Source organism: Pseudomonas sp. MWU16-30316 (assembly GCF_020515645.1).
GTDB classification, from domain to species: domain Bacteria; phylum Pseudomonadota; class Gammaproteobacteria; order Pseudomonadales; family Pseudomonadaceae; genus Aquipseudomonas; species Aquipseudomonas cerasi.
On the sequence record NZ_JAIZAZ010000002.1, the window covers coordinates 573417 to 595888 of the forward strand.

The following is a 22472-nucleotide window of genomic DNA, read 5'->3' on the forward strand; positions in this document are numbered from 1 at the left end:
AAGTTGGTGCGATGAAAGACTTTCTTCCTGCCTTCTGGGCAGTGATACCTGCAGCGGGCATTGGTGCTCGCATGGCAGCCGACCGTCCCAAGCAGTACCTGCCACTGGGCGGCCTGACAATTCTGGAACACAGCCTGCTTTGCTTTCTCGATCATCCCCGGCTCAAGGGGTTGGTGATCAGTCTGGCTGTGGACGACCCTTACTGGGCTGCATTGCCCTGCGCGCATGACACTCGCATTCAGCGCGTGGACGGCGGCAGCGAGCGCTCAGGCTCGGTACTCAATGCGCTGCTGCACCTGCATGCGCAGGGCGCCAGTGACAATGACTGGGTGCTGGTTCATGACGCTGCGCGTCCGAACCTGGCGCGCAGCGATCTGGACAATCTGCTCGGCGAACTGGCCGATGACCCTGTCGGCGGCCTGCTGGCCGTGCCGGCCCGCGACACGCTCAAACGTGCCGACAGCAGCGGTCGCGTGCTGGAAACAGTGGATCGCAGCCTGATCTGGCAAGCCTTCACGCCGCAGATGTTTCGTCTTGGTGCCCTGCATCGCGCCCTGGCGGACAGCCTGGTCTCTAACGTCAGCATCACCGATGAGGCATCGGCCATCGAGTGGGCGGGGCAGTCGCCACGCCTGATCGAGGGACGTTCCGACAACATCAAGGTCACGCGTCCCGAAGACCTGGAGTGGCTGCGCCAGCGCCGCAGCAAGTTCGGGCGCCAGGTTTCCGCTACTGGCGATACTCATCCCTCATCGCCAACCCCTCCTTAAGATAATCCACCAGCTTGCGCACCTTGGGTGACAGGTGCCTTTGCTGCGGATAGAGCGCCCATACTGCAGTGTTAGGCGGTTGATGCGCCTCCAGCAATGAAACCAGCGTGCCGTCGTTGAGATGTTTCTGCACGTAGTAATCCGGCAACTGACACAAACCGACTCCGTGCAGCGCGGCATCCAGCACGGCCTGGCCGCTGTTACAGCGCCAGTTGCCTTGTACACGCTGGGAAAACTCACGCCCGTTCTGCTGAAGCTGCCAGGTATCGCTGCCTCCTATCAGGCAATTATGGCGATTCAGTTCCGAAAGGCTGTGCGGTCTGCCGTAACGCTCGATGTAGGACGGCGAAGCGCACAGGTACATCTGCCGTGGCGCGAGGCGGGTCGCGACCAGACGCGAGTCCTGTAACCGGCCAAGCCGAATCGCCAGGTCCATGCCTTCATGAACCAGGTCCAGCGTGTCGTTGCTCAGCTCGATATCGACCCGCAGGTGCGGGTAAACGTCCATGAAACGCGTGACCAGCGGCGTGATGAAGCGCTCGCCATAGGCCACCGCGCAGGTCATGCGCAACAAACCCTTCGGTTCGCTGGCCAGATCGCCCACGGCGCGCAGAGCTTCTTCGCGGCCGTCCTGCAGGCGCTGGCAGTGGTGCAGAAAGGTTTGCCCGGCTTCCGTCAGCGCGACCTTGCGTGTGCTGCGGTAGAGCAGACGGGTCTGCAGGCGCTCTTCAAGACGAACGATTTGACGGCTCACATGCGACGAGGAGACCCCGAGCCGCTGAGCTGCCGCCGTGAACTGCCCGCATTCTGCAACGGCAACGAACTCATCCAGACCTTCCCAGCGATTGGTGTACATCGATTATCCCTGTACAGCATTAATGTTTTGCTTTTAGCCGCATTACTCGTCAATTGGCACTGTACTACACTGCAATCCTTGTTTTTACCCGTCGGAGAAGATTGATGATCAAGTCGCGCGCTGCTGTCGCTTTTGAAGCCAAAAAGCCATTGGAGATCGTTGAAGTCGATGTCGCCATGCCCAAGGCGGGAGAAGTGCTGCTCAGAGTAGTAGCCTCCGGCGTCTGCCACACCGATGCCTACACCCTGTCCGGGGCTGACCCTGAAGGGATTTTCCCGTCGATCCTCGGTCACGAAGGCGGTGCGATTGTCGAAGCGGTGGGAGAGGGCGTGACCTCGGTGATGGTCGGCGACCACGTGATTCCGCTGTACACCCCGGAATGCCGTCAGTGCAAGTTCTGCCGCTCGGGCAAGACCAACCTGTGTCAGGCGATTCGTGCCACTCAGGGTAAGGGCCTGATGCCGGATGGCACCACGCGCTTTTCCTACAAGGGCGAGCCGATTTTCCACTACATGGGCACATCGACCTTCTCCGAGTACACCGTACTGCCGGAAATCTCGGTGGCCAAAATCGACAAGCAGGCACCGCTGGAAAAGGTCTGCCTGCTGGGTTGCGGTGTCACCACCGGTATCGGTGCGGTGCTCAACACCGCCAAGGTCAAGCCTGGCGATACCGTGGCCATCTTCGGCCTGGGCGGTATTGGCCTTTCGGCATTGATCGGTGCGGTCAAAGCCAAGGCAGCTCGAATCATTGCCATCGACATCAACCCGGCCAAGTTCGAAATCGCCAAACAGCTGGGCGCGACTGATTGCGTCAACCCGAAGGATTTCGACCGTCCGATCCAGGAAGTCATTGTCGACATGACCGATGGCGGCGTCGACTTCTCGTTTGAGTGCATCGGTAATGTGCAACTGATGCGTGCAGCGCTGGAATCCTGCCACAAGGGCTGGGGCGAGTCGGTCATCATCGGCGTGGCCGGTGCCGGTCAGGAAATCGCTACTCGTCCGTTCCAGCTGGTGACCGGGCGCGTCTGGCGCGGTTCGGCATTTGGTGGCGTGCGTGGTCGTACCGAATTGCCAAGCTACGTGGACATGGCGCAGACCGGTGAAATCCCGCTGGATACGTTCATCACCCACACCATGGGCCTGGAAGACATCAACAAGGCATTCGACCTGATGCATGAAGGCAAAAGCATCCGCACGGTCATTCATTTTTAAGGAGCAGCGGCAGGCGCTCGGCTTCAAGCAGCAAGCAGGATGCTCTGGTCCATGCCTGCAGCCTGAGGCTTGACGCCTGCAACTGGAGGAAACCCTATGCCTTTGGAAAATATTTCCTGCCAAAAGAGTTTCGGCGGCTGGCACAAGCGCTACAAGCATCATTCTCAAGTGCTCGGTTGCGACATGGTGTTTGCCGTCTACCTGCCGCCACAGGCGGAGCAGGGCGGCAAGCTGCCGGTGTTGTACTGGCTGTCCGGCCTGACCTGCACGGATGAGAACTTCATGCAGAAAGCAGCGGCCCATCGACTGGCGGCCGAGCTGGGCATCATCATCGTGGCGCCTGATACCAGTCCGCGCGGTGCCGACGTGGCAGATGACCCTGACGGCGCCTGGGACTTCGGTCAGGGCGCGGGCTTCTACCTTAACGCTATCGAGCAGCCTTACGCGCGGCATTACCAAATGCATGATTACGTGGTCAAGGAACTGCCGGCGTTGATCGAGGGGCATTTCCCGGCGTCGCAGGTGCGCAGTATCAGCGGCCACTCGATGGGCGGTCACGGCGCGCTGGTCTGCGCATTGCGCAATCCTGGCCGCTATCGCTCGGTGTCGGCGTTTTCGCCGATCAGTAATCCGATCGATTGCCCCTGGGGGCAAAAGGCATTCTCCCGTTATCTGGGCGAAGACCGTTCTCGCTGGCGCGAGTGGGATGCCAGCGTGCTGATTGCGCAGGCGTCCGAAAAGCTGCCGACCCTGGTCGATCAGGGCGATCGTGATGATTTTCTGGTCAACCAGCTCAAACCCGAGGTGCTGGTTCAGGCGGCCAAGGCTGCGGATTACCCGCTGACCCTGCGCATGCAGCCAGGTTACGACCACAGCTATTTCTTCATCGCCAGCTTCATCGAAGACCATCTCAGGCATCACGCTGCAGCCTTGAACAGCTAACGCGCGCCAAAGCAGGTAGAATCACGCCCTGACTTTTTTCAGGGCGTTTTTTTTATGCGTATTGGCCATGGCTATGATGTGCACCGTTTCGCTGAAGGCGACTTCATTACCTTGGGCGGCGTGCGGATTGCACACGGGTTCGGCCTGCTGGCCCATTCCGATGGCGATGTCCTGCTGCATGCCTTGAGCGACGCGCTTCTGGGCGCCGCAGCGCTGGGCGATATCGGCAAGCACTTTCCTGACACCGACCCGCGGTTCAAGGGCGCCGACAGCCGCGTGCTGCTGCGTCATGTCCTCACGCTGATCCATGGCAAAGGCTGGAAGGTCGGTAATGTCGACGCGACCATCGTCGCTCAGGCACCGAAAATGGCACCGCACATCGATGCCATGCGTGCATTGATCGCCGAAGACCTTCAGGTTGAGCTGGATCAGGTCAACGTCAAGGCCACAACGACCGAAAAGCTTGGCTTTACCGGGCGTGAAGAAGGCATCGCGGTGCATGCCGTTGCGTTGTTGCTGCGCGCATGAATGAACTTGAACTGCTGGGCCCGCGAGCTTACGGCGATGCACTGGGGCGTGCAGTGCTCAAGGCGACTGCCGAAGACTTTCAGGTCGATGAAGTGCTGGACATTCCGCTTTCCGGGGATGGCGAGCACTTGTGGCTATGGGTCGAGAAACGCGGCCTGAACACGGAAGAGGCGGCGCGCCGGCTGGCCCGGGCTGCGGGCGTTCAGTTGCGCACAGTCAGCTACGCCGGTCTCAAGGATCGCCAGGCATTGACCCGTCAGTGGTTCAGTATTCAACTGCCGGGCAAGGCCGATCCTGATCTGTCTGCTGCGCAGGACGACACGCTGAAGATTCTCAAAAGCGGTCGTCACAAACGCAAGCTGCAACGTGGCGCCCATGCGGCCAATGGCTTCACCCTGCGTCTGACTCAGCTGGATGCAGATCAGGGCGCGTTGAATCAGCGCCTTGAAACCATTGCCCGGCAGGGCATCCCCAATTATTTCGGCACGCAGCGTTTTGGCTATCAGGGCGGAAATCTTGGCGAGGCACGCGATTACGCCGCCCGCAAGGCGCTGCCTGAGCAGCGCGCCGTGCGTTCGCGACTGTTGTCCACGGCGCGCAGTTACCTGTTCAACCGGGTGTTGGCCGCCCGGGTTGCCGATGGCAGCTGGCAGAAGGCTCAGGTCGGGGATTTGCTTGCGTTCACCGACAGTCGCAGTTTTTTCCCGGCCGGATTGGATGAATGCAGCGATCCTCGTCTGGCGATCCTCGATCTGCACCCCACCGGTCCTCAGTGGGGTGAAGGCCCTTCGCCAGCTGGCGGTGCGACGGCAGCGCTGGAAAATACCGTTGCCGATGACGAATCCGTGTTGCGTGACTGGCTGGTCAGAGCGGGCATGGAGCACGAACGTCGCATCCTGCGACTGCCCATTGGGCGGCTGACGTGGCATTATCCCGAGTCTGACATTCTGCAACTGGAATTCGTCCTTCCGCCCGGATGCTTTGCGACCGTCTTGGTACGCGAACTCATCGATCTGGTGCCGGTTGGGCAGACGGACAGCTCATGCGTATTCTGATATCAAATGATGACGGGGTGAATGCGCCCGGTCTTGTCGCGCTCCATGCGGCGTTGGCGAACTACGCCGACTGCGTGGTGATTGCGCCTGATCAGGACAAAAGTGGTGCCAGCAGTTCTCTGACACTCGACCGGCCCTTGCATCCGCACACCCTGGAAAACGGCTTCATCAGTGTCAACGGTACGCCCACCGATTGTGTGCATCTGGGCATTCACGGGCTACTGGAGCGGCAACCGGACATGGTGGTTTCAGGCATTAACCTGGGGGCTAATCTGGGCGACGATGTACTGTATTCCGGAACGGTCGCCGCAGCGCTTGAAGGGCGTTTTCTGCAGCGCCCGTCGTTTGCCTTTTCGTTTCTGTCACGTCAGCCGGATAATCTGGCGACGGCGGCGCATTACGCGCGCTTGCTGGTCGAGGCCCATGAGCAACTCGACCTGCCACCCCGCACGGTATTGAACGTGAATATTCCCAACCTGCCGCTCGAGCACATCCGCGGCATTCAACTGACCCGATTGGGGCATCGTGCCCGCGCTGCGGCGCCGATCAAGGTCGTCGACCCGCGTGGCCGCGCTGGCTACTGGATCGCTGCTGCCGGTGATGTCGAGGACGGCGGCGCCGGGACCGACTTTCATGCGGTCGTACAAGGCTATGTATCGATCACGCCGTTGCAGCTGGATAGAACCTATCAGGACGGATTCAGCAGCCTGAACACCTGGCTGGAGGGACTTCGTTGATGTCACGCGAGCAGGATGATTTATTGCGTCGAGGGATCGGAATGACATCGCAGCGTACCCGCGAGCGTCTGATTCAGCGCCTCTGTGAAGAGGGCATTTCCAACCAGCGGGTACTGGACGTCATTCGCAAGACGCCACGGCATCTGTTTGTCGATGAAGCGCTGGCGCATCGCGCCTACGAAGACACCGCATTGCCCATCGGTCACAACCAGACCATTTCCCAGCCTTACATGGTCGCGCGGATGAGCGAGCTGCTGTTGGCAGCCGGGCCGCTGGACAAGGTCATGGAGATCGGTACGGGGTCAGGCTATCAGACTGCTGTGCTGGCGCAGCTGGTAGAACGAGTGTTCTCGGTCGAGCGCATCAAGGTGCTTCAGGATCGCGCCAAGGAACGTCTGGTCGAGCTCAATCTGCGCAACGTGGTGTTCCGCTGGGGTGACGGCTGGGAAGGCTGGCCAGCCCTGGCGCCCTATAACGGCATCATCGTCACGGCGGTGGCAACCGATGTACCGCAGGCATTGCTCGATCAGCTGGCACCGGGAGGCCGTCTGGTCATTCCCGTGGGCTCGGGGGAGGTTCAGCAGTTGATGCTGATCATCCGTGAGGAACACGGTTTTTCCCGGCACGTGCTGGGGGCTGTGCGCTTCGTGCCATTGCTCAATGGACCCATCGCTTGAAGATTGTCTGCGGTAAACAATGAATTCTGGCGTCAGTCATCTGTCTACAGCGCGCGGCCCGGAATGTTGAATGGCCTGATGGCATCATTTCCATGCAGCTGATTGATACTTAACAGCGTTTTTCAGCGGATATCACTGGCTGCCCGTCGCTATTACGGCACAATAGGCATCTTTTTTGAATTCAGTCACCAGTAAAGGGAGTGGCGGGTGAGTCTCACAGTCATTCAGCAGCTCAGGTCTTCAAGAAGTTATCAGCGTCTGGTGATTGGCATTGCTCTCAGTGTCCTTTTGGTCGGCTGCTCCAGCTCGCCCTCAGGCGGCGTTCGCGTCGTTGATCGCAACGGCAATGCCGTGGCCCAGCGTCCGACGGTGACCACTGGCCAATACGTGGTCAGGCGCGGTGACACACTTTTTTCCATTGCATTTCGTTACGGCTGGGACTGGAAGGCGCTGGCTGCCCGTAACCAGATCCCGGAGCCGTTTACCATCAAGCCTGGTCAGACAATTCGCTTTGACGGACGCTCCTCTTCAACACCGAGCGTGGTTTCAACGTCGGGCGCCGGGCGTCCAGTGACGTCCACGTCAACCACTACCAGCAGTTCCGGATCCGTCAAAACCACGGTTATGTCCAAACCTGTTGCGGTTGTACCTGTGGTTATACCTCCCTCGGCGACCACCGGGACAGGCCCGGCCGGCAAGTCCCCGACAGGTTGGACCTGGCCTTCGAGTGGCATTTTGATAGGAAAATTTTCCTCAAACGGCAGTTTGAATAAAGGAATTGATATCGCTGGTGATTTGGGACAGCCTGTTTTGGCAGCGTCTGATGGTTCAGTTGTTTACGCCGGAAGTGGATTACGGGGCTACGGCGAATTGATCATCATCAAACACAGCGATACCTACGTCAGTGCCTACGGTCATAACCGCAGGCTTTTGGTACGGGAAGGACAACAGGTCAAGGCAGGGCAGACGATTGCCGAAATGGGGTCAACAGGAACTGACCGGGTGAAACTGCATTTTGAGATTCGCCGCCAAGGGAAACCTGTAGATCCGTTAGGATTCTTGCCACGTCGTTGATAGTTGCCAGCCTGTTCCAGGCGTAATAGGAACAGGCTCAAGCGTTGCCATGGAACCAGGCGATGCTGGAGCTTGAGGTCGAACTCACCAAAGGACTAAAACAATGGCTCTTGGCAACGAAGCGCCGGAGTTTGACATCGATGATGAAGTGCTCCTTATGGAAGCCGGCATTGTCCTGAAGGAAGCGTCAAACGAGAAGCAGCCAGCCGCTGTCTCGGGACGTACCAAGGTCAAGCAATCAACATCGCTCAAACAACACAAGTACATTGACTACACGCGGGCGCTTGATGCTACCCAGCTGTACCTCAATGAAATCGGTTTTTCTCCTCTATTGTCCCCGGAAGAAGAAGTGCATTTTGCGCGTCTGTCGCAAAGTGGAGATCCGGCCGGGCGCAAACGCATGATTGAAAGCAATCTGCGGCTGGTAGTGAAAATTGCCAGACGCTATGTCAATCGTGGGCTGTCATTGCTTGATCTGATCGAGGAGGGCAACCTGGGGTTGATCAGGGCGGTTGAGAAGTTCGACCCGGAGCGCGGTTTTCGTTTCTCTACCTACGCCACCTGGTGGATTCGTCAGACCATTGAACGCGCGATCATGAATCAGACGCGGACCATCCGACTGCCGATTCATGTGGTCAAGGAGCTGAACGTTTATCTGCGTGCGGCCAGAGAGCTGACCCAGAAGCTGGATCACGAACCTTCTCCTGAAGAGATCGCCAACCTGCTGGAAAGACCGGTAGGCGAGGTCAAGCGCATGCTGGGCTTGAACGAGCGTGTTTCGTCAGTGGACGTTTCGCTGGGCCCGGATTCGGACAAGACGCTGCTCGATACCTTGACCGACGACCGTCCGACAGACCCCTGCGAGTTGCTGCAGGACGACGATCTCTCACAGAGTATCGATCAATGGCTGTCTGAACTGACCGAGAAGCAGCGCGAGGTGGTGATTCGCCGCTTCGGTTTGCGCGGGCATGAAAGCAGCACGCTTGAAGATGTAGGGCTTGAGATCGGCCTGACGCGTGAGCGTGTAAGGCAGATTCAGGTTGAAGGACTCAAGCGTCTGCGTGAGATCCTCGAGAAAAATGGTCTGTCCAGCGAATCCCTCTTCCAGTAATCCCCCCTCTGCAGCATCCATCCAGGGCCGATATAACACAGTGTGTGTATATCGGCCTTTTTATATGTCTTTCGTCATTTCAATATTGCTGCTCACGGGACCCGCCAATACGGTTTTGCCTGTTCAATCTCGCGGTCGGTGTACTTGGAAGGTTCAAAGCCTGTAAGTCATTGCGCACGCTTGCTGTAAGTCATTCAGGTAATCGGAGTAAGGCTAGTCGCCAATTTCACGGTTTTTTCGTTGCAAGGCTTTGTTTTAGAAAAGGTTTTAATCCTGTAAAACAATCGACCGGGAAATATTCTGGAGCGTTTCGGGTGTTGCTCTCCAGGGTTAAATCTCTAATATCGAAGCTGTGCCAACGGACAGGCACGGGCCATCAAGGATGACGGTCAAGGACATCGCGGGATGCGATTCATCAGGATGATGACAAGGGAATACAGGGATCAGGGAAAAACGTGGGCGGGTTATACCGCCCCTTTTTTTGTCTGCAGAAAAGCGCATTCAATAAAAAAGGCCCTCTTGAGGGCCTTTTGTCTGTCTGGAATCTAGCGTTCCAGATCAGCGATCTTGCCGGTTTTGCCATCCCACTCTGCCGCTTCCGGCATAGCGTCTTTCTTTTCGGTGATATTGGGCCAGACTTCGGCAAGCTCGGCGTTGAGCTCGATGAAGTTTTCCATGCCGGCAGGGATCTCGTCTTCCGAGTAAATGGCTACGGCAGGGCACTCTGGCTCGCAGAGCGCGCAGTCGATGCACTCGTCCGGGTGGATCACCAGGAAATTCGGGCCTTCGTAAAAGCAGTCCACCGGACAGACTTCTACGCAGTCGGTGTACTTGCACTTGATGCAGTTGTCGGTGACGACGAAGGTCATTTCTAATTTTCTCCTCAGGCGGCTGCGGCAGAGCCCTTCCAGACAGGGGTGCCAGGTTCGGGAGGTTTCCCGGCCCTATGAAAACACGTGCTTTTGGTGGGTGGCCTTGAAGCGGTAAGACTGCGGCGTCTGCTACCTGTCCCTGCTACCTACCGATGGTTCGCTGCATTTTCACGCGGCTCGAAAAACGCCTCGACCAGGCTAAAAGCCGAGAGCGTCCCAAACCGCGCGGGATTCTAACAGTATGTAACGCTTCGCGTCACAGGCGAGTTTGCAATGTGTATAGCAAATCCAGCGCCTGCCGCGGGGTCATATCGTCGACCTTGACCTTCGACAGCTCGTCGAGCACCGGGTGCGGCAGACTTGCGAACATATCGCTCTGCTGCGGGACTGCGGGCTTGCCGGGTTTGGCGCGCGGCTGCTCGTGCGGCAGGCTGGTGGTTTCCAGACGCTGCAAGTGTTCCTTGGCGCGGCTGATGACCTTGCCCGGCACCCCGGCCAGTTGCGCCACGGCCAGACCGTAGCTCTGGCTCGCAGGCCCTGGCAGGACGCGGTGCAGGAACACGATGCGCTCATTATGCTCGGTGGCGTTGAGGTGCACATTGGTCACCAGCGGTTCGCTTTCCGGCAACACCGTCAGTTCGAAATAGTGCGTGGCGAACAGTGTATAGGCGCGCAGCTGCGCGAGGCACTCGGCTGCCGCCCAGGCCAGCGAAAGGCCGTCGAAAGTACTGGTGCCGCGCCCCACTTCGTCCATCAGCACCAGACTTTTATCGGTAGCGTTGTGCAGGATGTTTGCCGTTTCGCTCATTTCGACCATGAACGTCGAGCGTCCTCCCGCCAGGTCGTCGCTGGAGCCGATGCGCGTGAAGATCCGGTCGACCAGCGACAGTTCGCAGCTGGCAGCGGGCACGAAGCTGCCGATATGGGCCAGCAGCACGATCAGCGCCGTCTGACGCATATAGGTCGATTTACCGCCCATGTTCGGGCCGGTGATGACCAGCATGCGAGTGCTGTCGTCCAGCGCCAGGTCGTTGGCAACGAAAGGCGTGCTCAGAACCTGTTCCACCACCGGATGACGGCCTTGCTCGATGCGCATGCAGGGTTCGGCGACAAAGCGTGGGCAATTGAGGTCCAGATTCAGCGCGCGCTCCGCAAGGTTGCTCAACACGTCCAGTTCGGCCAGCGCCGCCGCCGTATCCTGAAGCGGCGCAAGATGACCGATCAGGTCTTCGAGGAGCGTTTCGTAGAGCATCTTTTCCCGAGCCAAGGCGCGGCTCTTGGCCGACAACGCCTTGTCTTCGAACTCCTTGAGCTCGGGCGTGATAAAGCGCTCGGCGCCCTTCAGGGTCTGGCGGCGTATGTAATCAGCCGGCGCCTGCTCGGCCTGCTTGCTTGGCAGCTCGATAAAGTAGCCATGTACGCGGTTGTAGCCGACTTTCAGGTTGCCGAGACCGGTGCGGGCTTTTTCGCGGGCTTCCAGGTCGATCAGGAACTGGCCGGCGTTTTCGCTCAGAGACTGCAGATCATCCAGCTCAGCGTCGTAGCCAGTCTTCAAAACGCCACCGTCACGAATGACGGCTGGCGGGTTGTCGATGATCGCGCGCTGCAGCAGATCGGCCAGCTCGGGATAGGTGCTGGCGGTCTGCGCAAGTTGCTGCAGATGCGGCGCTTCCAGATCGGTCATCGCCTGTTGCAACTCGGGCAGGGCGCTCAGGGCGTCGCGCAGGCGAGCGAGGTCACGTGGCCGCGCGTTACGCAGGCCGATGCGCGCCAGAATCCGCTCAATGTCGCCGATTTCCTTGAGCTGTGGCTGCAGGTTTTCAAAGCGATAGCGTTCCAGAAAACAGGTGATCGACGTCTGGCGTGCCTGAAGGATGGTCAGGTCGCGCAATGGCCGGTTCAGCCAGCGGGTCAGTAACCGTGTCCCCATTGCGGTCTGGCAGCGGTCCATGACCGATTGCAGGGTGTTGTCACGGCCTCCGGACAGGTTGGTGTCCAGTTCCAGATTACGGCGACTGGCGGCATCGAGGATCACGGTATCGTCGAGACGTTCGTGACGCAGGCTGCGCAGATGGGGCAGGGCGGTACGCTGGGTTTCCTTGGCATAGCTCAGCAGGCAGCCGGCAGCACCGATGGCCAGCGTCAGGTTTTCGCAACCGAAACCCTTCAGGTCCTGGGTTGCAAACTGCTGACACAAACTTTTATGCGCTGAGTCGCGCTCGAAATCCCAAGGCGCGCGACGTCGAGAACCACGGCGCTTCTCGGCAGGCAGACCTTGTGGCCAGTCGTCCGGGATCAACAGCTCGACCGGGTTGATGCGCTCGAGCTCGGCCAGCAGGTTCTCCCAGCCCTTGATCTCCAGCACACTGAAGTTACCGCTGGTGATATCCAGTACCGCGAGGCCGAACAGACGTTCGTCACCCAGCACGGCGGCGATCAGGTTATCGCGGCGCTCGTCGAGCAGGGCCTCATCGCTGATGGTCCCTGGCGTGATGATCCGCACCACCTGACGATCCACCGGCCCCTTGCTGGTGGCGGGGTCGCCGATCTGCTCGCAGATCACCACTGATTCGCCCAGTTTCACCAGCTTGGCCAGATAACCCTCGGCTGCGTGGTAGGGAATCCCGCACATGGGAATGCTCTGACCTGCCGACTGGCCGCGTGCGGTCAGGGTTATATCCAGCAGCTTGGCGGCTTTCTTCGCGTCTTCGTAGAAGATCTCGTAGAAATCGCCCATGCGATAAAACATCAGCTGATCCAGGTGCTGGTTTTTCAGTTTCCAGTACTGCTGCATCATCGGAGTGTGTGCGGAGAGGTCGGAAATTGCTTTATTCATCAGTGGCTTAGGCAAGTTCTTGAGAGGAGTGAGGCAACCTTGAGACGCGACGGGTGGCCCTTGTCTGAATCAAGGGGCGTCTGCCGGGTATGTGCGATGGCGGCAAGGTTATCACGCTCGACCGGGTGGTGCAGTGACCGCGTGGCTTCCCGCGTATTGGTGACCGGGCGTTTCCAGACAGCCATGCATCCCGATTTGGCGTATAGACTTTCATCGCTGCCACCCGATAACCGGACGGTAACTTATAAAAAAGGACTTTTATATGAAGAACAAACGAGCAAGGGACTCTGTCAGCGGGCGCTTCATTCCTTTGGAAGAAGCCAGAAAAAGGCCGAGAGAAACCACGGTGGAAACGGTCAAAAAGCCCGGGCGCAGGAAAAATGACCAGTAAAGCAGCATGCTCAGCCCCGTTGCGCGGCAGGTGCGCTGCCTCAGGATTCACCTTTACAGGCTTTTTAGCATGAACGATTACACCGAGGATGAGATAACCGGGCTTGCCGATACGCTTGGCAGGCTTCTGGGTGCAATGGGCGCGCAAGTGACCACTGCCGAATCCTGTACGGGGGGCGGAATAGCCGAAGCGATCACGCGCATTGCCGGCAGCTCGGCGTGGTTCGAAGCGGGCTACGTGACCTATTCGAATGCCCAGAAGACCCGCCAGTTAGGGGTGCCCGAGGTGTTGTTCGCACAGGTCGGGGCGGTCAGTCAGCCGGTTGTCGAGGCCATGGTGCGAGGCGCACAGCGTGAAAGCGGTGCACGATTCGCCGTCGCGGTCAGCGGTGTCGCGGGGCCTGGCGGCGGTTCGCCGGACAAACCGGTCGGTACTGTGTGGCTGTGCTGGGGCAAGGATGATGCGCTGATCGCCCGGCGTTGCCACTTCGATGGCGACCGTGATCAGGTCCGTCGACAGACGGTCGAAGCCGCGCTGCACGGGCTGATACAGCTTGCACGCGGAGAAATGCCAAAACAGGGGTAGGCGCGCGCTCACTGCTGTGGAATAATACTGTCTACTTATACAGGTGTTGTGGCCATCAAGGCCCTAATTGAATTTGATTACGTGAGGACTTCAATGGACGACAACAAGAAGAAAGCCTTGGCTGCGGCCTTGGGTCAGATCGAGCGTCAGTTCGGTAAAGGCGCCGTGATGCGCATGGGCGATCATGATCGCCAGGCGATCCCTGCCATCTCCACCGGTTCGCTGGGTCTGGATATCGCACTCGGTATTGGCGGTCTGCCGAAAGGCCGGATCGTGGAAATCTACGGTCCTGAGTCTTCCGGTAAAACCACACTGACGCTGTCGGTCATCGCTCAGGCCCAGAAAATGGGTGCTACCTGTGCCTTTGTCGACGCCGAGCACGCACTGGATCCGGAATACGCCGGCAAGCTGGGCGTCAACGTCGACGACCTGCTGGTTTCGCAGCCGGACACCGGTGAGCAGGCGCTGGAAATCACCGACATGCTGGTGCGCTCCAATGCCATCGACGTGATCGTGGTCGACTCCGTTGCTGCGCTGGTACCCAAGGCAGAGATCGAAGGCGAAATGGGTGATATGCACGTGGGTCTGCAGGCGCGTCTGATGTCGCAGGCGCTGCGCAAGATCACCGGTAACATCAAGAACGCCAATTGCCTGGTGATCTTCATCAACCAGATCCGCATGAAGATCGGCGTGATGTTCGGCAGCCCGGAAACCACCACCGGTGGTAACGCGCTGAAGTTCTACGCTTCGGTACGTCTGGACATCCGCCGTACAGGCGCGGTCAAGGAAGGCGATGAAGTTGTCGGCAGCGAAACCCGCGTCAAGGTCGTGAAGAACAAGGTAGCTCCGCCGTTCCGTCAGGCCGAGTTCCAGATTCTTTACGGCAAGGGTATCTACCTGAACGGTGAAATCGTCGATCTGGCCGTTCTGCATGGTTTTGTCGAGAAGTCCGGCGCCTGGTACAGCTACCAGGGCAGCAAGATTGGTCAGGGCAAGGCCAACTCGGCCAAGTTCCTGGCAGATAACCCGGAAATCTGCAAGGCGCTCGAGAAGCAGATCCGCGACAAGTTGCTGACCCCTGGGGTCGATACCAAGGCTGTCGGCTCACGTGAAGCAGTGGCTGCCGATGACATGTCTGAAGCAGATGTCGATATCTGATAGCCATGCCTGCCGTACTCGATACACCCGTCGCCGTCCGGCGCACTGCAATGGACCTGCTCGCACGTCGCGAGCACGGTCGAGTCGAGCTGACGCGTAAACTGCGTCAGCGCGGCGCTCCCCCCGAGCTTATCGATGCAGCCCTTGATCGTCTGGTCGAGGAAGGTCTGCTCTCTGAATCCCGTTACCTCGAAAGCTTCGTTTCTTACCGGGCACGTTCGGGCTACGGTCCTGTTCGTATTCGCGAAGAGCTGGGTCAGCGAGGCTTGCAACGTGCCGACATTGAGCAGGCGCTCAGGGAGTGCGGCGTTGATTGGCAGGAGAAGCTTCACGAGCTCTGGCAGCGCAAGTTTGCCGGTGCCCTGCCTGTCGATGCGCGCGAGCGGGCCAGGCAGGGGCGTTTTCTGAGTTATCGCGGCTATCCGCTGGAAATGATCGGCCGCTTGTTAAGCGGCCGTGGCGGGGATGACTGATCTATCAGGGCGCTTACTGTGGCGCCCGATTCCGAGCTGCGTCCCTTGTCACTGAAGCGTCTTCCCAGTTTTCCTGTTGATTGATGTAATCCACCAGTTCCCGAAGCCTGCCCTGATTGCGTCCTGTGAAGGTGAACGCCAGTCGTGTCAGGTGACTGAATTGCGCTTCATCGTGCTCTTCGCCCTGATAACTGTGCTGATGAAAGTTTTCATTGATGCACAGGTCAGCGAACGCTTCCTGCATGTGCTCCAGGGCCTGTTCGTTCAGCGCATGATGCATACGGATCACGAACTTGTTTTTCAGCCAGCGGCTGGAATGGAAGTTGGCATAAAACCGGTTGATCTCTTCCACCGCTTCATCGGCGCTGTAGACCAGCCTCATCAGTTTCATGTCGGCTGGCAGAATGTAGTGATTGTCCTGCAACTGATGCTTGATGAAGTCCAGTGCACCTTGCCAGAAACTTCCGCCAGGCGTATCCAGCAATACAACAGGCACCAACGGGCTTTTGCCGGTTTGTATCAATGTCAGCACTTCCAGGGCTTCATCCAGAGTTCCGAAGCCGCCGGGGCATAGCACCAGCGCGTCGGCTTCCTTGACGAAGAACAGCTTGCGTGTGAAGAAGAAGTGGAAGGGCAGCAGGTTTTCGCTGCCCTCCACTGTCGGATTGGCGTGCTGTTCGAAGGGCAGGGTAATGTTGAACCCAAGGCTGTGTTTCAAGCCTGCGCCGGCATGGGCTGCCGCCATGATGCCGCCGCCCGCGCCGGTGATGACCATCATGTCGGAGCGGGCCAGCTTTTCACCCAGCTCTCTGGCCTGTGCGTACAGCGGATGTTCCGCCGGTGTGCGAGCGGAGCCGAATACAGTGACTTTGCGGCGGCCCTTGAAACGCTCGAGCACCCGAAAGGCCTTGTCCAGTTCGCGCAGGGTTTGCAGCGTTATCTTGACGTCCCAGCGGTTGCGGTCATCCTGGGCCATGCGCAACACCGTGAGCATCATGTCGCGGTACAGCGGCAGGTTTTTCGTGCCCGGAGCCACCTCATTGATGTGCTCTTCAATCTGGCTGGTCAGGTCGAGACCGTCGCGTTGGAAGTGTCGGGATAGAAGATCGTCAGGTACATACGGCATTCGGGATTTTTCCTCCTGCTGGATCAATGGCCCGATGGGGCGTGTTGAATCGATGATGTCCCGGTTTGCAGCGAAAGGCTACCCATTCCCTGTTCATTGCCAGGGTGGATTAGTTGCAGGATGTCTTGAGAGTTGCTCGACTGACGCGCCTGAGGGACAGGCGCGCGGGGGAGGTTACATGTCGGATATGGCTTATTGCTTGGGTTTTACAGTGCAGTCGGAAGCCTGAAAGGTTTGCGTCGCAACCGGGCGGTTGGTCTTGTACTCAGTGAACTGATACTTGAGGACGGCACCCTTGGTCATCAACTGGCGGAAACCATTGTTGTGGCAAACGCTGTTGCCTAACTGGTTGCGCATCACGTCCGGATTGGCGCGCATCTGCTGAGCCTGGCCTTCACGAACGCTCAAGTGGTTGATCAACTGGTTGCCGGTGACGGTGTAGCCCTGATCGAGGATGTCTTCGTTGATCGCTCTCGGCGTGCCGACACTGCTTTCCTTAGCGACTTTTTCCAGCATCTTGCTGAGTTCGAACTCCTGTTTCGACGCCGCCTGGGCGCACAGTGGAGCAACGAGCAAAAGCGTAAGGGTGGGTACGATAAGGCGCAGCATTAAACTCTCCTGGTTAAGTAACTGGCCGTTGGACCAGCGACTTCAAAGTGCGTTCCGGGCAGCCCACCGATAGCGCGGGGTGCGATGGCGCAGCAGTATAGAGCAGGAGCCTTCATCGGGCCTAGGCTCTGTACGAAAACAGGCCTGCGGACCGAAAGCGCGTTGAAGTGCCGGGGCTCTGATAAACTGCGCGGACTTTAATCCTGCCGAGTCTTTGTGGTGTCGATGTCTTTCCCCCGCAGGCGTGTCCTGTAATGAGCCATGCCGTTTCCCGCCTGCGCGATGAGCGTCTGGCCCGCAGTACCAGGCCTTTCATTGCCCGAGGCTCGCGCGCGCCGCGCTGCCCGGATTGCCGGGTGATTTTCAGCTATTGCCTGTGCGAATGGCGACCCAGCGTCGCTGCCGAGTCAGGCATCTGCCTGCTGATGTATGACACCGAGCCCTTGAAACCGACCAACACCGGCTGGCTGATCGCCGACGTCATCAAGGACACTCATGCCTTTCTCTGGTCGCGGATAGAGGTCGATGAGCAATTGCTCGCCTTGCTGGATGACCCGCAGTGGCAGCCTTACATCGTTTTTCCCGGTGAGTTTGTTGCCGAGGACCGCGTGGTGAATACGGTTTCGCGCCTGGATGGCAAGCGCCCGCTGTTCATTCTGCTGGATGCCACCTGGACCGAAGCACGCAAGATGTTTCGCAAGAGCCCTTATCTGGAGCGTTTTCCAGTATTGAGTCTGGAGCCCGAGCAGATCTCGCGCTACCGTTTGCGTCGATCAAGGCGCGACGATCACTTCTGCACGGCGGAAGTGGCCGCCCTGTGTCTGGAGCTGGCCGGTGATGCCAGCGCCAGCGGAGTGCTGGATGCTTATCTGGACGTGTTCAGCGCTCATTATCTGGGCGCCAAGTATCAGAATCCGATTGATTCCGACGACGTGGCGCATACCCATTTGAAAGCGTTCATTTGAAGGCTGTTCATAACAAGGGGCTGCCGAAGTCCACTGGTTTGGCTAATTGCCATCTATGTTCTCGGGTATCGACGCTTCGCGCTTGACCGTCATGGCCATGCTGGGCATGCTTGGCGCCGCCTGGAAGCCGATTCATCTGGTCTGGCATTGCGCCGGCGCCCGTTTTGGGTTGCGCACTGCGCGTTCGCCAGCCTCGCTGGGTGGCCGATTCGTCGGTCCCTCACTATAAAAACAGGATCATTACATGACCTACGACATCCTGATCGCCGATGATCATCCCCTGTTTCGCAGTGCGCTGCATCAGGCGCTGAGCATCGGTCTGGGGCCTGACGCACGGCTGGTCGAGGCAGAAAGCATTGCCCAGCTTGAGTCGCGCCTGGCGGAGAAGGCTGATTGGGATCTGGTTCTGCTGGACCTGAACATGCCAGGGGCCTATGGCTTCTCCGGGCTGGTCCTGTTGCGTGGCCAGTATCCGCAGATACCGGTGGTGATGGTCTCGGCGCAGGAAGAAGCCTCCATCGTGGTGCGCTCCAGAGAGTTTGGTGCCAGTGGCTTCATTCCCAAATCCAGCTCGCTGGAAGTCATTCAGCAGGCGGTACGCACGGTGCTTGATGGTGACGTCTGGTGGCCGCCGCAGGTCAATGAAGTGATCAGTGTTTCAGACGAGGCAAAGGCCGCCAGCGCAGGCCTTGCCAGCCTGACGCCGCAGCAGTTTCGAGTGTTGACGATGGTTTGTGAAGGCTTGCTGAACAAGCAGATTGCTTCCGAACTCAGCGTGTCCGAAGCCACCATCAAGGCACATGTCACGGCGATTTTCCGCAAGCTTGGCGTACGCACGCGCACCCAGGCAGCATTGTTGTTACAGCAGCTTGAGTCCATTTCGTCCAGCTGACGGCTTTCAGGTTCCAGTATTCACGCTTTTTTGACCTTTATTGCCTTAGCTTTCCTCATCTTTTTACACAGCAGCCTCTCTATGTCGCCCTTCAAAGGCCAAACCGGTCTGAAACGTATTCTTAATGCCGCAGGTTATTCACTGGACGGTTTATGCGCTGCCTTCAAAGGTGAAGCGGCTTTCCGTCAGTTGGTACTGCTCAACGTGGTCCTGGTCCCGCTGTCGTTTTTTCTGCACGTCAGCAAGGGTGAGCATGCCCTGCTGGTTGCCGTGTGCCTGCTGGCGCTGATCGTCGAGCTGCTCAACTCGGCCGTAGAGGCGGCCATTGACCGCATCTCGCTGGACCTGCACCCGCTGTCCAAGAACGCCAAGGACATGGGCAGCGCTGCCCAGTTCATCGCTCTGAGCATGATCGGTCTGGTGTGGGCGATCATTCTGCTGGGCTGATGCCTTTCGATACAGACGCGTCAATACAGGCTTGGCAGCACGATTTCGTCGCTGCGCTGAACTCCGGCGGTGAATGCGCGGCACAGCTCAAGAAACTCGCGCATGGCTGAGGTCTGGTATTTCTGTTTGTGCCAGATGAAATAGAACTGCCTGGCCAGGTCCAGCTCGGGCGTGGCCAGCTCCACCAGATTGCCGCGACGAAAGGCATCGCGCAGCGCCAGTCTGGAGATGCAGCCAATGCCCAGCCCGGATTCGACTGCACGTTTGATCGCTTCGGTGTGCTCAAGCTCCAGCCGGACATTCAGCCCGTTACGGTGATGACGCATCGCCTGATCGAACGTCAAGCGCGTGCCCGAGCCTTGTTCCCGAAGGATCCAGGCTTCGTGGGTCAACTCTTCCAGCGTTACCTGAGCGCGTTTGGCCAGCGGATGCTGCGGGGCACAGAACACCACAAGTTCGTCTTCGACCCAGGATTGCACTTCGATGTCCGGGTGGCTGCAATCGCCTTCGATGAGGCCCAGATCGATCTCGTAGTGAGCGACCTGTTGCACGATATGCGCTGTGTTCTGGACATGCAGCTTGACCTGGCTTTCCGGGTGGCGCTGCATGTAGCCGCCGATCAGCAGGGTTGCGAGGTAATTGCCGATCGTCAGCGTGGCTCCGACCGCCAGTGAGCCGAAGCCTGATTTGCCATTGAGCAGGTCTTCGATTTCCTTGGCCTGATCGAGCAGCGCGACGGCTTGCGGCAGCAATTGCCTGCCGGTGGCGTTGAGGCTGAGGCGCTTGCCGGCGCGGTCAAATAGCTGGCAGCTCGACTGGCGCTCCAGCTCGGTGATGGAGGTGCTGGCAGCCGACTGCGAAAGCGAAAGCAGTACCGCGGCTTTGGAGACGCTTTCCTGCCGGGCGACGGCCACAAATACCTGGAGCTGACGGAGAGTAAATCGCATATCTATATAACCGATAACCTATATCTTGATAATTCATTTAACAGATATTGTGTCTGCCACTAGAATGTCGCGCAATAGCGCAGTGCTTCTGCGCGCACTATTTTTTCAGGAGTCCTCACGTACATGAGCAACATGAACCACGAGCGTGTCCTCAGCGTCCACCACTGGAACGACACCCTCTTCAGTTTCAAGTGCACCCGCGACCCTGGTTTGCGTTTCGAGAACGGTCAGTTCGTGATGATCGGTCTGCAGCAGCCAAACGGTCGTCCGCTCATGCGTGCTTATTCGATTGCCAGCCCGAACTGGGAAGAGCATCTGGAATTCTTCAGCATCAAGGTGCCGGACGGCCCGCTGACCTCCCAGTTGCAGCACCTCAAGGAAGGTGACGAAATCATCATCAGCAAGAAGCCTACGGGCACGCTGGTGCTGGACGACCTCAAGCCGGGCAAGCATCTTTACCTGCTGAGCACTGGCACCGGCCTTGCGCCGTTCATGAGTGTCATCCAGGATCCCGAAACCTACGAGCGTTTCGAGAAGGTCATCCTCTGCCACGGCGTGCGTTACGTGAATGAAGTCGCCTATCGCGAATTCATCACCGAGCATTTGCCGCAGAATGAATTCTTCGGTGAAGCGCTGCGTGACAAGCTGATCTACTACCCGACGGTCACCCGCGAGCCCTTCGAGAACGAAGGTCGTCTGACCGACCTGATGCGCAGCGGCAAGCTGTTCAGCGACATCGGCCTGCCGCCGATCAACCCGCAGGACGACCGTGCCATGTTGTGCGGCAGCCCAAGCATGCTCGACGAGACCAGTGAAGTGCTCAACAGCTTCGGCCTGACCGTATCGCCGCGTATGCGCGAGCCGGGCGACTATCTGATCGAGCGTGCTTTCGTCGAGAAGTAAACCGGCTGCACAAGACCCGCCTCGTCCTTGACTGGATCAGGCGGGTTTTTGTCGCGCGGGATTTGTCGCCTCGATCAGTTTAGGCAAGCAGCAGCTTCAGGCGAGCAGCACTTCCAGCACGCAAATCACACCCGCTTGCGGGTAGTGCCAACGCACGTCCAGATCCCAGAACTGAGCACCATAGCGACGTTCCGGCGTGGGCAGCTGATAGGCCGGGCGCGGGTCCTGGGCCAGACACTGCTCGATCAGTTCGACCAGCGGCTCATTCAGGCGCAGCGCGTGTTCGCGAGCCTGTTGCAGCGCGGCGTCTTGCCAGTGCACCGGTATCAGGGCTGGCGCAGCACTGGCGATGTAGTTGGTCGCACCGCCAATTGCATCGGCGTAGGGTACGTAGGGCTTGATGTCCAGCACCGGCGTGCCATCCAGCAGGTCGATGCCGGACAGCCAGAGTCGCCCAGGCTCGACCTTGTCCAGCTTGACCACCGACTGGCCGATGCCATTGGGACGATGGGTTGCGCGGGTAGCGAACACGCCCATCGACTGGTTGCCACCCAGGCGCGGCGGGCGCACCTTCAGGCGTGGCTTGTCTTCCAGCGCCAGGTGGAACAGAAACAGCAGCCAGACGTGACTGACCTGTTCCAGCCCCTGAACCGCTTCACCCTGATCAAACGGTGCCACCAACTCCAGCACCCCGCGGGCCGCCGGGGCCAGTTGTGGCTGGCGAGGGATGGCGAATTTCTCCTTGAAGCAGGAGCGCACGAAGCCGACAGGGGAGACCTTGTAGCTCATCGTGGCAGGTTCAGCCGCGCACGCGCAGGGTCAGGCCCTTGAGGAAATTGCGCAGCAGTTGATCGCCACAGGCGCGGTAGTTGGTGTGTCCGACCTTGCGGAACAGGGCGCTCAGTTCTGGTTTGGAAACCGGGAAGTCGACCGATTTGAGGATGGCGTGCATGTCATCTTCTTTCAGTTCGAACGCCACGCGCAGTTTTTTCAGGACGATATTGTTGGTGATCGGCAAATCGATCGGCTGTGGCGGACGGCTTTCGTCCTTGCCACGCTTGAAGTAGACCAGGCCATCAAGGAAGTGCGCCATGATTTCATCGCTGCAATCCAGGTAGCCTTCTTCTTCCTCTTTTTTCATGAACGCGATGACATCGCTTTTCGACACTTCAAAACCGGTCAGTGCGGTGATCTCGACAATCTTGCTGTCGCTGATATCGAGCATGTAGCGCACGCTGCGCAGTACGTCGTTGTTCATCATGAGGCGTGGTTCCTGATAAGTCGTAGGGCAGCGCATGACG

General features: G+C 58.7%; 25 protein-coding genes. 17 read left to right on the plus strand and 8 right to left on the minus strand.

What is annotated here, in order from left to right; translation table 11 throughout:
• Window positions 1-11: 11 nt before the first annotated feature.
• The gene (gene ispD, locus LCH65_RS09350; protein ID WP_003433358.1) at window positions 12-770 is read left to right on the plus strand and encodes a 2-C-methyl-D-erythritol 4-phosphate cytidylyltransferase; all 759 of its coding nucleotides are present in this window, start codon (window positions 12-14) and stop codon (window positions 768-770) included.
• On the opposite strand, the gene LCH65_RS09355 is transcribed toward ispD, so the two are convergent.
• Window positions 730-1626: a LysR family transcriptional regulator gene (locus LCH65_RS09355; RefSeq protein WP_003433355.1), complete on the minus strand. Its 897-nt coding sequence runs from the start codon at window positions 1624-1626 to the stop codon at window positions 730-732. The genes ispD and LCH65_RS09355 overlap by 41 nt on opposite strands.
• A gap of 104 nt (window positions 1627-1730) precedes the next feature.
• Here LCH65_RS09355 and LCH65_RS09360 point away from each other — a divergent pair, with 104 nt between their 5' ends.
• The 8 genes from LCH65_RS09360 to rpoS all read left to right on the plus strand — a co-directional run bounded on the left by LCH65_RS09360 (window position 1731) and on the right by rpoS (window position 8967).
• The gene (locus tag LCH65_RS09360) at window positions 1731-2843 is read left to right on the plus strand and encodes an S-(hydroxymethyl)glutathione dehydrogenase/class III alcohol dehydrogenase (protein WP_003391047.1); all 1113 of its coding nucleotides are present in this window, start codon (window positions 1731-1733) and stop codon (window positions 2841-2843) included.
• 96 nt (window positions 2844-2939) lie between these two features.
• A complete protein-coding gene (gene fghA, locus LCH65_RS09365; protein ID WP_058398125.1) occupies window positions 2940-3785 on the plus strand; it encodes an S-formylglutathione hydrolase in 846 nt (281 codons plus the stop codon).
• A 54-nt stretch (window positions 3786-3839) separates the two neighbouring features.
• A complete protein-coding gene (ispF, locus tag LCH65_RS09370) occupies window positions 3840-4313 on the plus strand; it encodes a 2-C-methyl-D-erythritol 2,4-cyclodiphosphate synthase (protein ID WP_096108165.1) in 474 nt (157 codons plus the stop codon).
• Window positions 4310-5368 (plus strand): tRNA pseudouridine(13) synthase TruD, encoded by a 1059-nt coding sequence (truD, locus tag LCH65_RS09375; RefSeq protein ID WP_003433352.1) that lies wholly within the window; start codon window positions 4310-4312, stop codon window positions 5366-5368. Before ispF ends, truD begins: the two co-directional genes overlap by 4 nt.
• A complete protein-coding gene (surE, locus tag LCH65_RS09380) occupies window positions 5356-6105 on the plus strand; it encodes a 5'/3'-nucleotidase SurE (protein ID WP_003364800.1) in 750 nt (249 codons plus the stop codon). The genes truD and surE overlap by 13 nt, the downstream gene beginning before the upstream one ends.
• A gap of 41 nt (window positions 6106-6146) precedes the next feature.
• Window positions 6147-6782, plus strand: a complete 636-nt coding sequence (locus LCH65_RS09385; protein WP_003364797.1) for a protein-L-isoaspartate(D-aspartate) O-methyltransferase — start codon at window positions 6147-6149, stop codon at window positions 6780-6782.
• A gap of 207 nt (window positions 6783-6989) precedes the next feature.
• Complete coding sequence (locus tag LCH65_RS09390) at window positions 6990-7856, plus strand: peptidoglycan DD-metalloendopeptidase family protein (RefSeq protein WP_003364795.1); 867 nt, start codon at window positions 6990-6992, stop codon at window positions 7854-7856.
• 103 nt (window positions 7857-7959) lie between these two features.
• Complete coding sequence (gene rpoS, locus LCH65_RS09395; protein WP_003364793.1) at window positions 7960-8967, plus strand: RNA polymerase sigma factor RpoS; 1008 nt, start codon at window positions 7960-7962, stop codon at window positions 8965-8967.
• A 545-nt stretch (window positions 8968-9512) separates the two neighbouring features.
• Here the strand turns inward: rpoS and fdxA are convergent.
• Window positions 9513-9836, minus strand: a complete 324-nt coding sequence (fdxA, locus tag LCH65_RS09400) for a ferredoxin FdxA (protein WP_003433347.1) — start codon at window positions 9834-9836, stop codon at window positions 9513-9515.
• A 259-nt stretch (window positions 9837-10095) separates the two neighbouring features.
• Window positions 10096-12663, minus strand: coding sequence for a DNA mismatch repair protein MutS (gene mutS / locus LCH65_RS09405; RefSeq protein WP_161937152.1), 2568 nt, complete (start codon window positions 12661-12663; stop codon window positions 10096-10098).
• A gap of 472 nt (window positions 12664-13135) precedes the next feature.
• Between mutS and LCH65_RS09410 the strand changes: the two genes are divergently transcribed.
• The 3 genes from LCH65_RS09410 to recX all read left to right on the plus strand — a co-directional run bounded on the left by LCH65_RS09410 (window position 13136) and on the right by recX (window position 15282).
• A complete protein-coding gene (locus tag LCH65_RS09410) occupies window positions 13136-13651 on the plus strand; it encodes a CinA family protein (RefSeq protein WP_003433344.1) in 516 nt (171 codons plus the stop codon).
• A gap of 93 nt (window positions 13652-13744) precedes the next feature.
• Complete coding sequence (gene recA, locus LCH65_RS09415; RefSeq protein ID WP_002554688.1) at window positions 13745-14809, plus strand: recombinase RecA; 1065 nt, start codon at window positions 13745-13747, stop codon at window positions 14807-14809.
• A gap of 5 nt (window positions 14810-14814) precedes the next feature.
• The gene (recX, locus tag LCH65_RS09420; protein WP_074805467.1) at window positions 14815-15282 is read left to right on the plus strand and encodes a recombination regulator RecX; all 468 of its coding nucleotides are present in this window, start codon (window positions 14815-14817) and stop codon (window positions 15280-15282) included.
• 13 nt (window positions 15283-15295) lie between these two features.
• On the opposite strand, the gene LCH65_RS09425 is transcribed toward recX, so the two are convergent.
• Window positions 15296-16408 carry a TIGR00730 family Rossman fold protein gene (locus LCH65_RS09425; RefSeq protein ID WP_003364783.1) on the minus strand — a complete coding sequence of 371 codons (1113 nt, stop codon included), beginning with the start codon at window positions 16406-16408 and terminating at the stop codon, window positions 15296-15298.
• Between the two features lie 192 nt (window positions 16409-16600).
• On the minus strand, window positions 16601-17017 hold the full coding sequence (locus tag LCH65_RS09430) for a quorum-sensing-regulated virulence factor family protein (RefSeq protein WP_003364781.1): 417 nt from the start codon (window positions 17015-17017) through the stop codon (window positions 16601-16603).
• A 254-nt stretch (window positions 17018-17271) separates the two neighbouring features.
• Between LCH65_RS09430 and LCH65_RS09435 the strand changes: the two genes are divergently transcribed.
• The 4 genes from LCH65_RS09435 (at window position 17272) to LCH65_RS09450 (ending at window position 19321) form a co-directional block, all read left to right on the plus strand.
• Window positions 17272-17982, plus strand: coding sequence for a tRNA-uridine aminocarboxypropyltransferase (locus tag LCH65_RS09435; protein ID WP_058398120.1), 711 nt, complete (start codon window positions 17272-17274; stop codon window positions 17980-17982).
• Between the two features lie 46 nt (window positions 17983-18028).
• Window positions 18029-18211 carry a hypothetical protein gene (locus tag LCH65_RS09440; protein ID WP_072365702.1) on the plus strand — a complete coding sequence of 61 codons (183 nt, stop codon included), beginning with the start codon at window positions 18029-18031 and terminating at the stop codon, window positions 18209-18211.
• A 15-nt stretch (window positions 18212-18226) separates the two neighbouring features.
• The gene (gene erdR / locus LCH65_RS09445) at window positions 18227-18874 is read left to right on the plus strand and encodes a response regulator transcription factor ErdR (protein WP_003433336.1); all 648 of its coding nucleotides are present in this window, start codon (window positions 18227-18229) and stop codon (window positions 18872-18874) included.
• An 81-nt stretch (window positions 18875-18955) separates the two neighbouring features.
• Window positions 18956-19321: a diacylglycerol kinase gene (locus tag LCH65_RS09450; RefSeq protein WP_003364775.1), complete on the plus strand. Its 366-nt coding sequence runs from the start codon at window positions 18956-18958 to the stop codon at window positions 19319-19321.
• Window positions 19322-19341: 20 nt separating this feature from the next.
• Here the strand turns inward: LCH65_RS09450 and LCH65_RS09455 are convergent, their stop codons facing one another.
• Window positions 19342-20268, minus strand: a complete 927-nt coding sequence (locus LCH65_RS09455; protein WP_003339525.1) for a LysR family transcriptional regulator — start codon at window positions 20266-20268, stop codon at window positions 19342-19344.
• Window positions 20269-20391: 123 nt separating this feature from the next.
• Here LCH65_RS09455 and fpr point away from each other — a divergent pair, with 123 nt between their 5' ends.
• Window positions 20392-21171 carry a ferredoxin-NADP reductase gene (fpr, locus tag LCH65_RS09460; RefSeq protein WP_002554680.1) on the plus strand — a complete coding sequence of 260 codons (780 nt, stop codon included), beginning with the start codon at window positions 20392-20394 and terminating at the stop codon, window positions 21169-21171.
• Between the two features lie 96 nt (window positions 21172-21267).
• Here fpr and tsaA read toward each other — a convergent pair whose 3' ends face one another.
• Window positions 21268-21960, minus strand: a complete 693-nt coding sequence (gene tsaA / locus LCH65_RS09465; protein ID WP_058416027.1) for a tRNA (N6-threonylcarbamoyladenosine(37)-N6)-methyltransferase TrmO — start codon at window positions 21958-21960, stop codon at window positions 21268-21270.
• Between the two features lie 10 nt (window positions 21961-21970).
• On the minus strand, window positions 21971-22432 hold the full coding sequence (locus LCH65_RS09470) for a DUF1456 family protein (protein ID WP_003433332.1): 462 nt from the start codon (window positions 22430-22432) through the stop codon (window positions 21971-21973).
• Between the last annotated feature and the right edge of the window lie 40 nt (window positions 22433-22472).

Coding starts and splice junctions, on each gene's coding strand:
- ispD (WP_003433358.1), top strand. CDS start 12: ATGAAAGACTTTCTTCCTGCCTTCTGGGCAGTGATACCTGCAGCGGGC.
- LCH65_RS09355 (WP_003433355.1), bottom strand. CDS start 1,626: ATGTACACCAATCGCTGGGAAGGTCTGGATGAGTTCGTTGCCGTTGCA.
- LCH65_RS09360 (WP_003391047.1), top strand. CDS start 1,731: ATGATCAAGTCGCGCGCTGCTGTCGCTTTTGAAGCCAAAAAGCCATTG.
- fghA (WP_058398125.1), top strand. CDS start 2,940: ATGCCTTTGGAAAATATTTCCTGCCAAAAGAGTTTCGGCGGCTGGCAC.
- ispF (WP_096108165.1), top strand. CDS start 3,840: ATGCGTATTGGCCATGGCTATGATGTGCACCGTTTCGCTGAAGGCGAC.
- truD (WP_003433352.1), top strand. CDS start 4,310: ATGAATGAACTTGAACTGCTGGGCCCGCGAGCTTACGGCGATGCACTG.
- surE (WP_003364800.1), top strand. CDS start 5,356: ATGCGTATTCTGATATCAAATGATGACGGGGTGAATGCGCCCGGTCTT.
- LCH65_RS09385 (WP_003364797.1), top strand. CDS start 6,147: ATGACATCGCAGCGTACCCGCGAGCGTCTGATTCAGCGCCTCTGTGAA.
- rpoS (WP_003364793.1), top strand. CDS start 7,960: ATGGCTCTTGGCAACGAAGCGCCGGAGTTTGACATCGATGATGAAGTG.
- fdxA (WP_003433347.1), bottom strand. CDS start 9,836: ATGACCTTCGTCGTCACCGACAACTGCATCAAGTGCAAGTACACCGAC.
- LCH65_RS09410 (WP_003433344.1), top strand. CDS start 13,136: ATGAACGATTACACCGAGGATGAGATAACCGGGCTTGCCGATACGCTT.
- recA (WP_002554688.1), top strand. CDS start 13,745: ATGGACGACAACAAGAAGAAAGCCTTGGCTGCGGCCTTGGGTCAGATC.
- recX (WP_074805467.1), top strand. CDS start 14,815: ATGCCTGCCGTACTCGATACACCCGTCGCCGTCCGGCGCACTGCAATG.
- LCH65_RS09425 (WP_003364783.1), bottom strand. CDS start 16,408: ATGCCGTATGTACCTGACGATCTTCTATCCCGACACTTCCAACGCGAC.
- LCH65_RS09430 (WP_003364781.1), bottom strand. CDS start 17,017: ATGCTGCGCCTTATCGTACCCACCCTTACGCTTTTGCTCGTTGCTCCA.
- LCH65_RS09435 (WP_058398120.1), top strand. CDS start 17,272: ATGAGCCATGCCGTTTCCCGCCTGCGCGATGAGCGTCTGGCCCGCAGT.
- erdR (WP_003433336.1), top strand. CDS start 18,227: ATGACCTACGACATCCTGATCGCCGATGATCATCCCCTGTTTCGCAGT.
- LCH65_RS09450 (WP_003364775.1), top strand. CDS start 18,956: ATGTCGCCCTTCAAAGGCCAAACCGGTCTGAAACGTATTCTTAATGCC.
- LCH65_RS09455 (WP_003339525.1), bottom strand. CDS start 20,268: ATGCGATTTACTCTCCGTCAGCTCCAGGTATTTGTGGCCGTCGCCCGG.
- fpr (WP_002554680.1), top strand. CDS start 20,392: ATGAGCAACATGAACCACGAGCGTGTCCTCAGCGTCCACCACTGGAAC.
- tsaA (WP_058416027.1), bottom strand. CDS start 21,960: ATGAGCTACAAGGTCTCCCCTGTCGGCTTCGTGCGCTCCTGCTTCAAG.
- LCH65_RS09470 (WP_003433332.1), bottom strand. CDS start 22,432: ATGATGAACAACGACGTACTGCGCAGCGTGCGCTACATGCTCGATATC.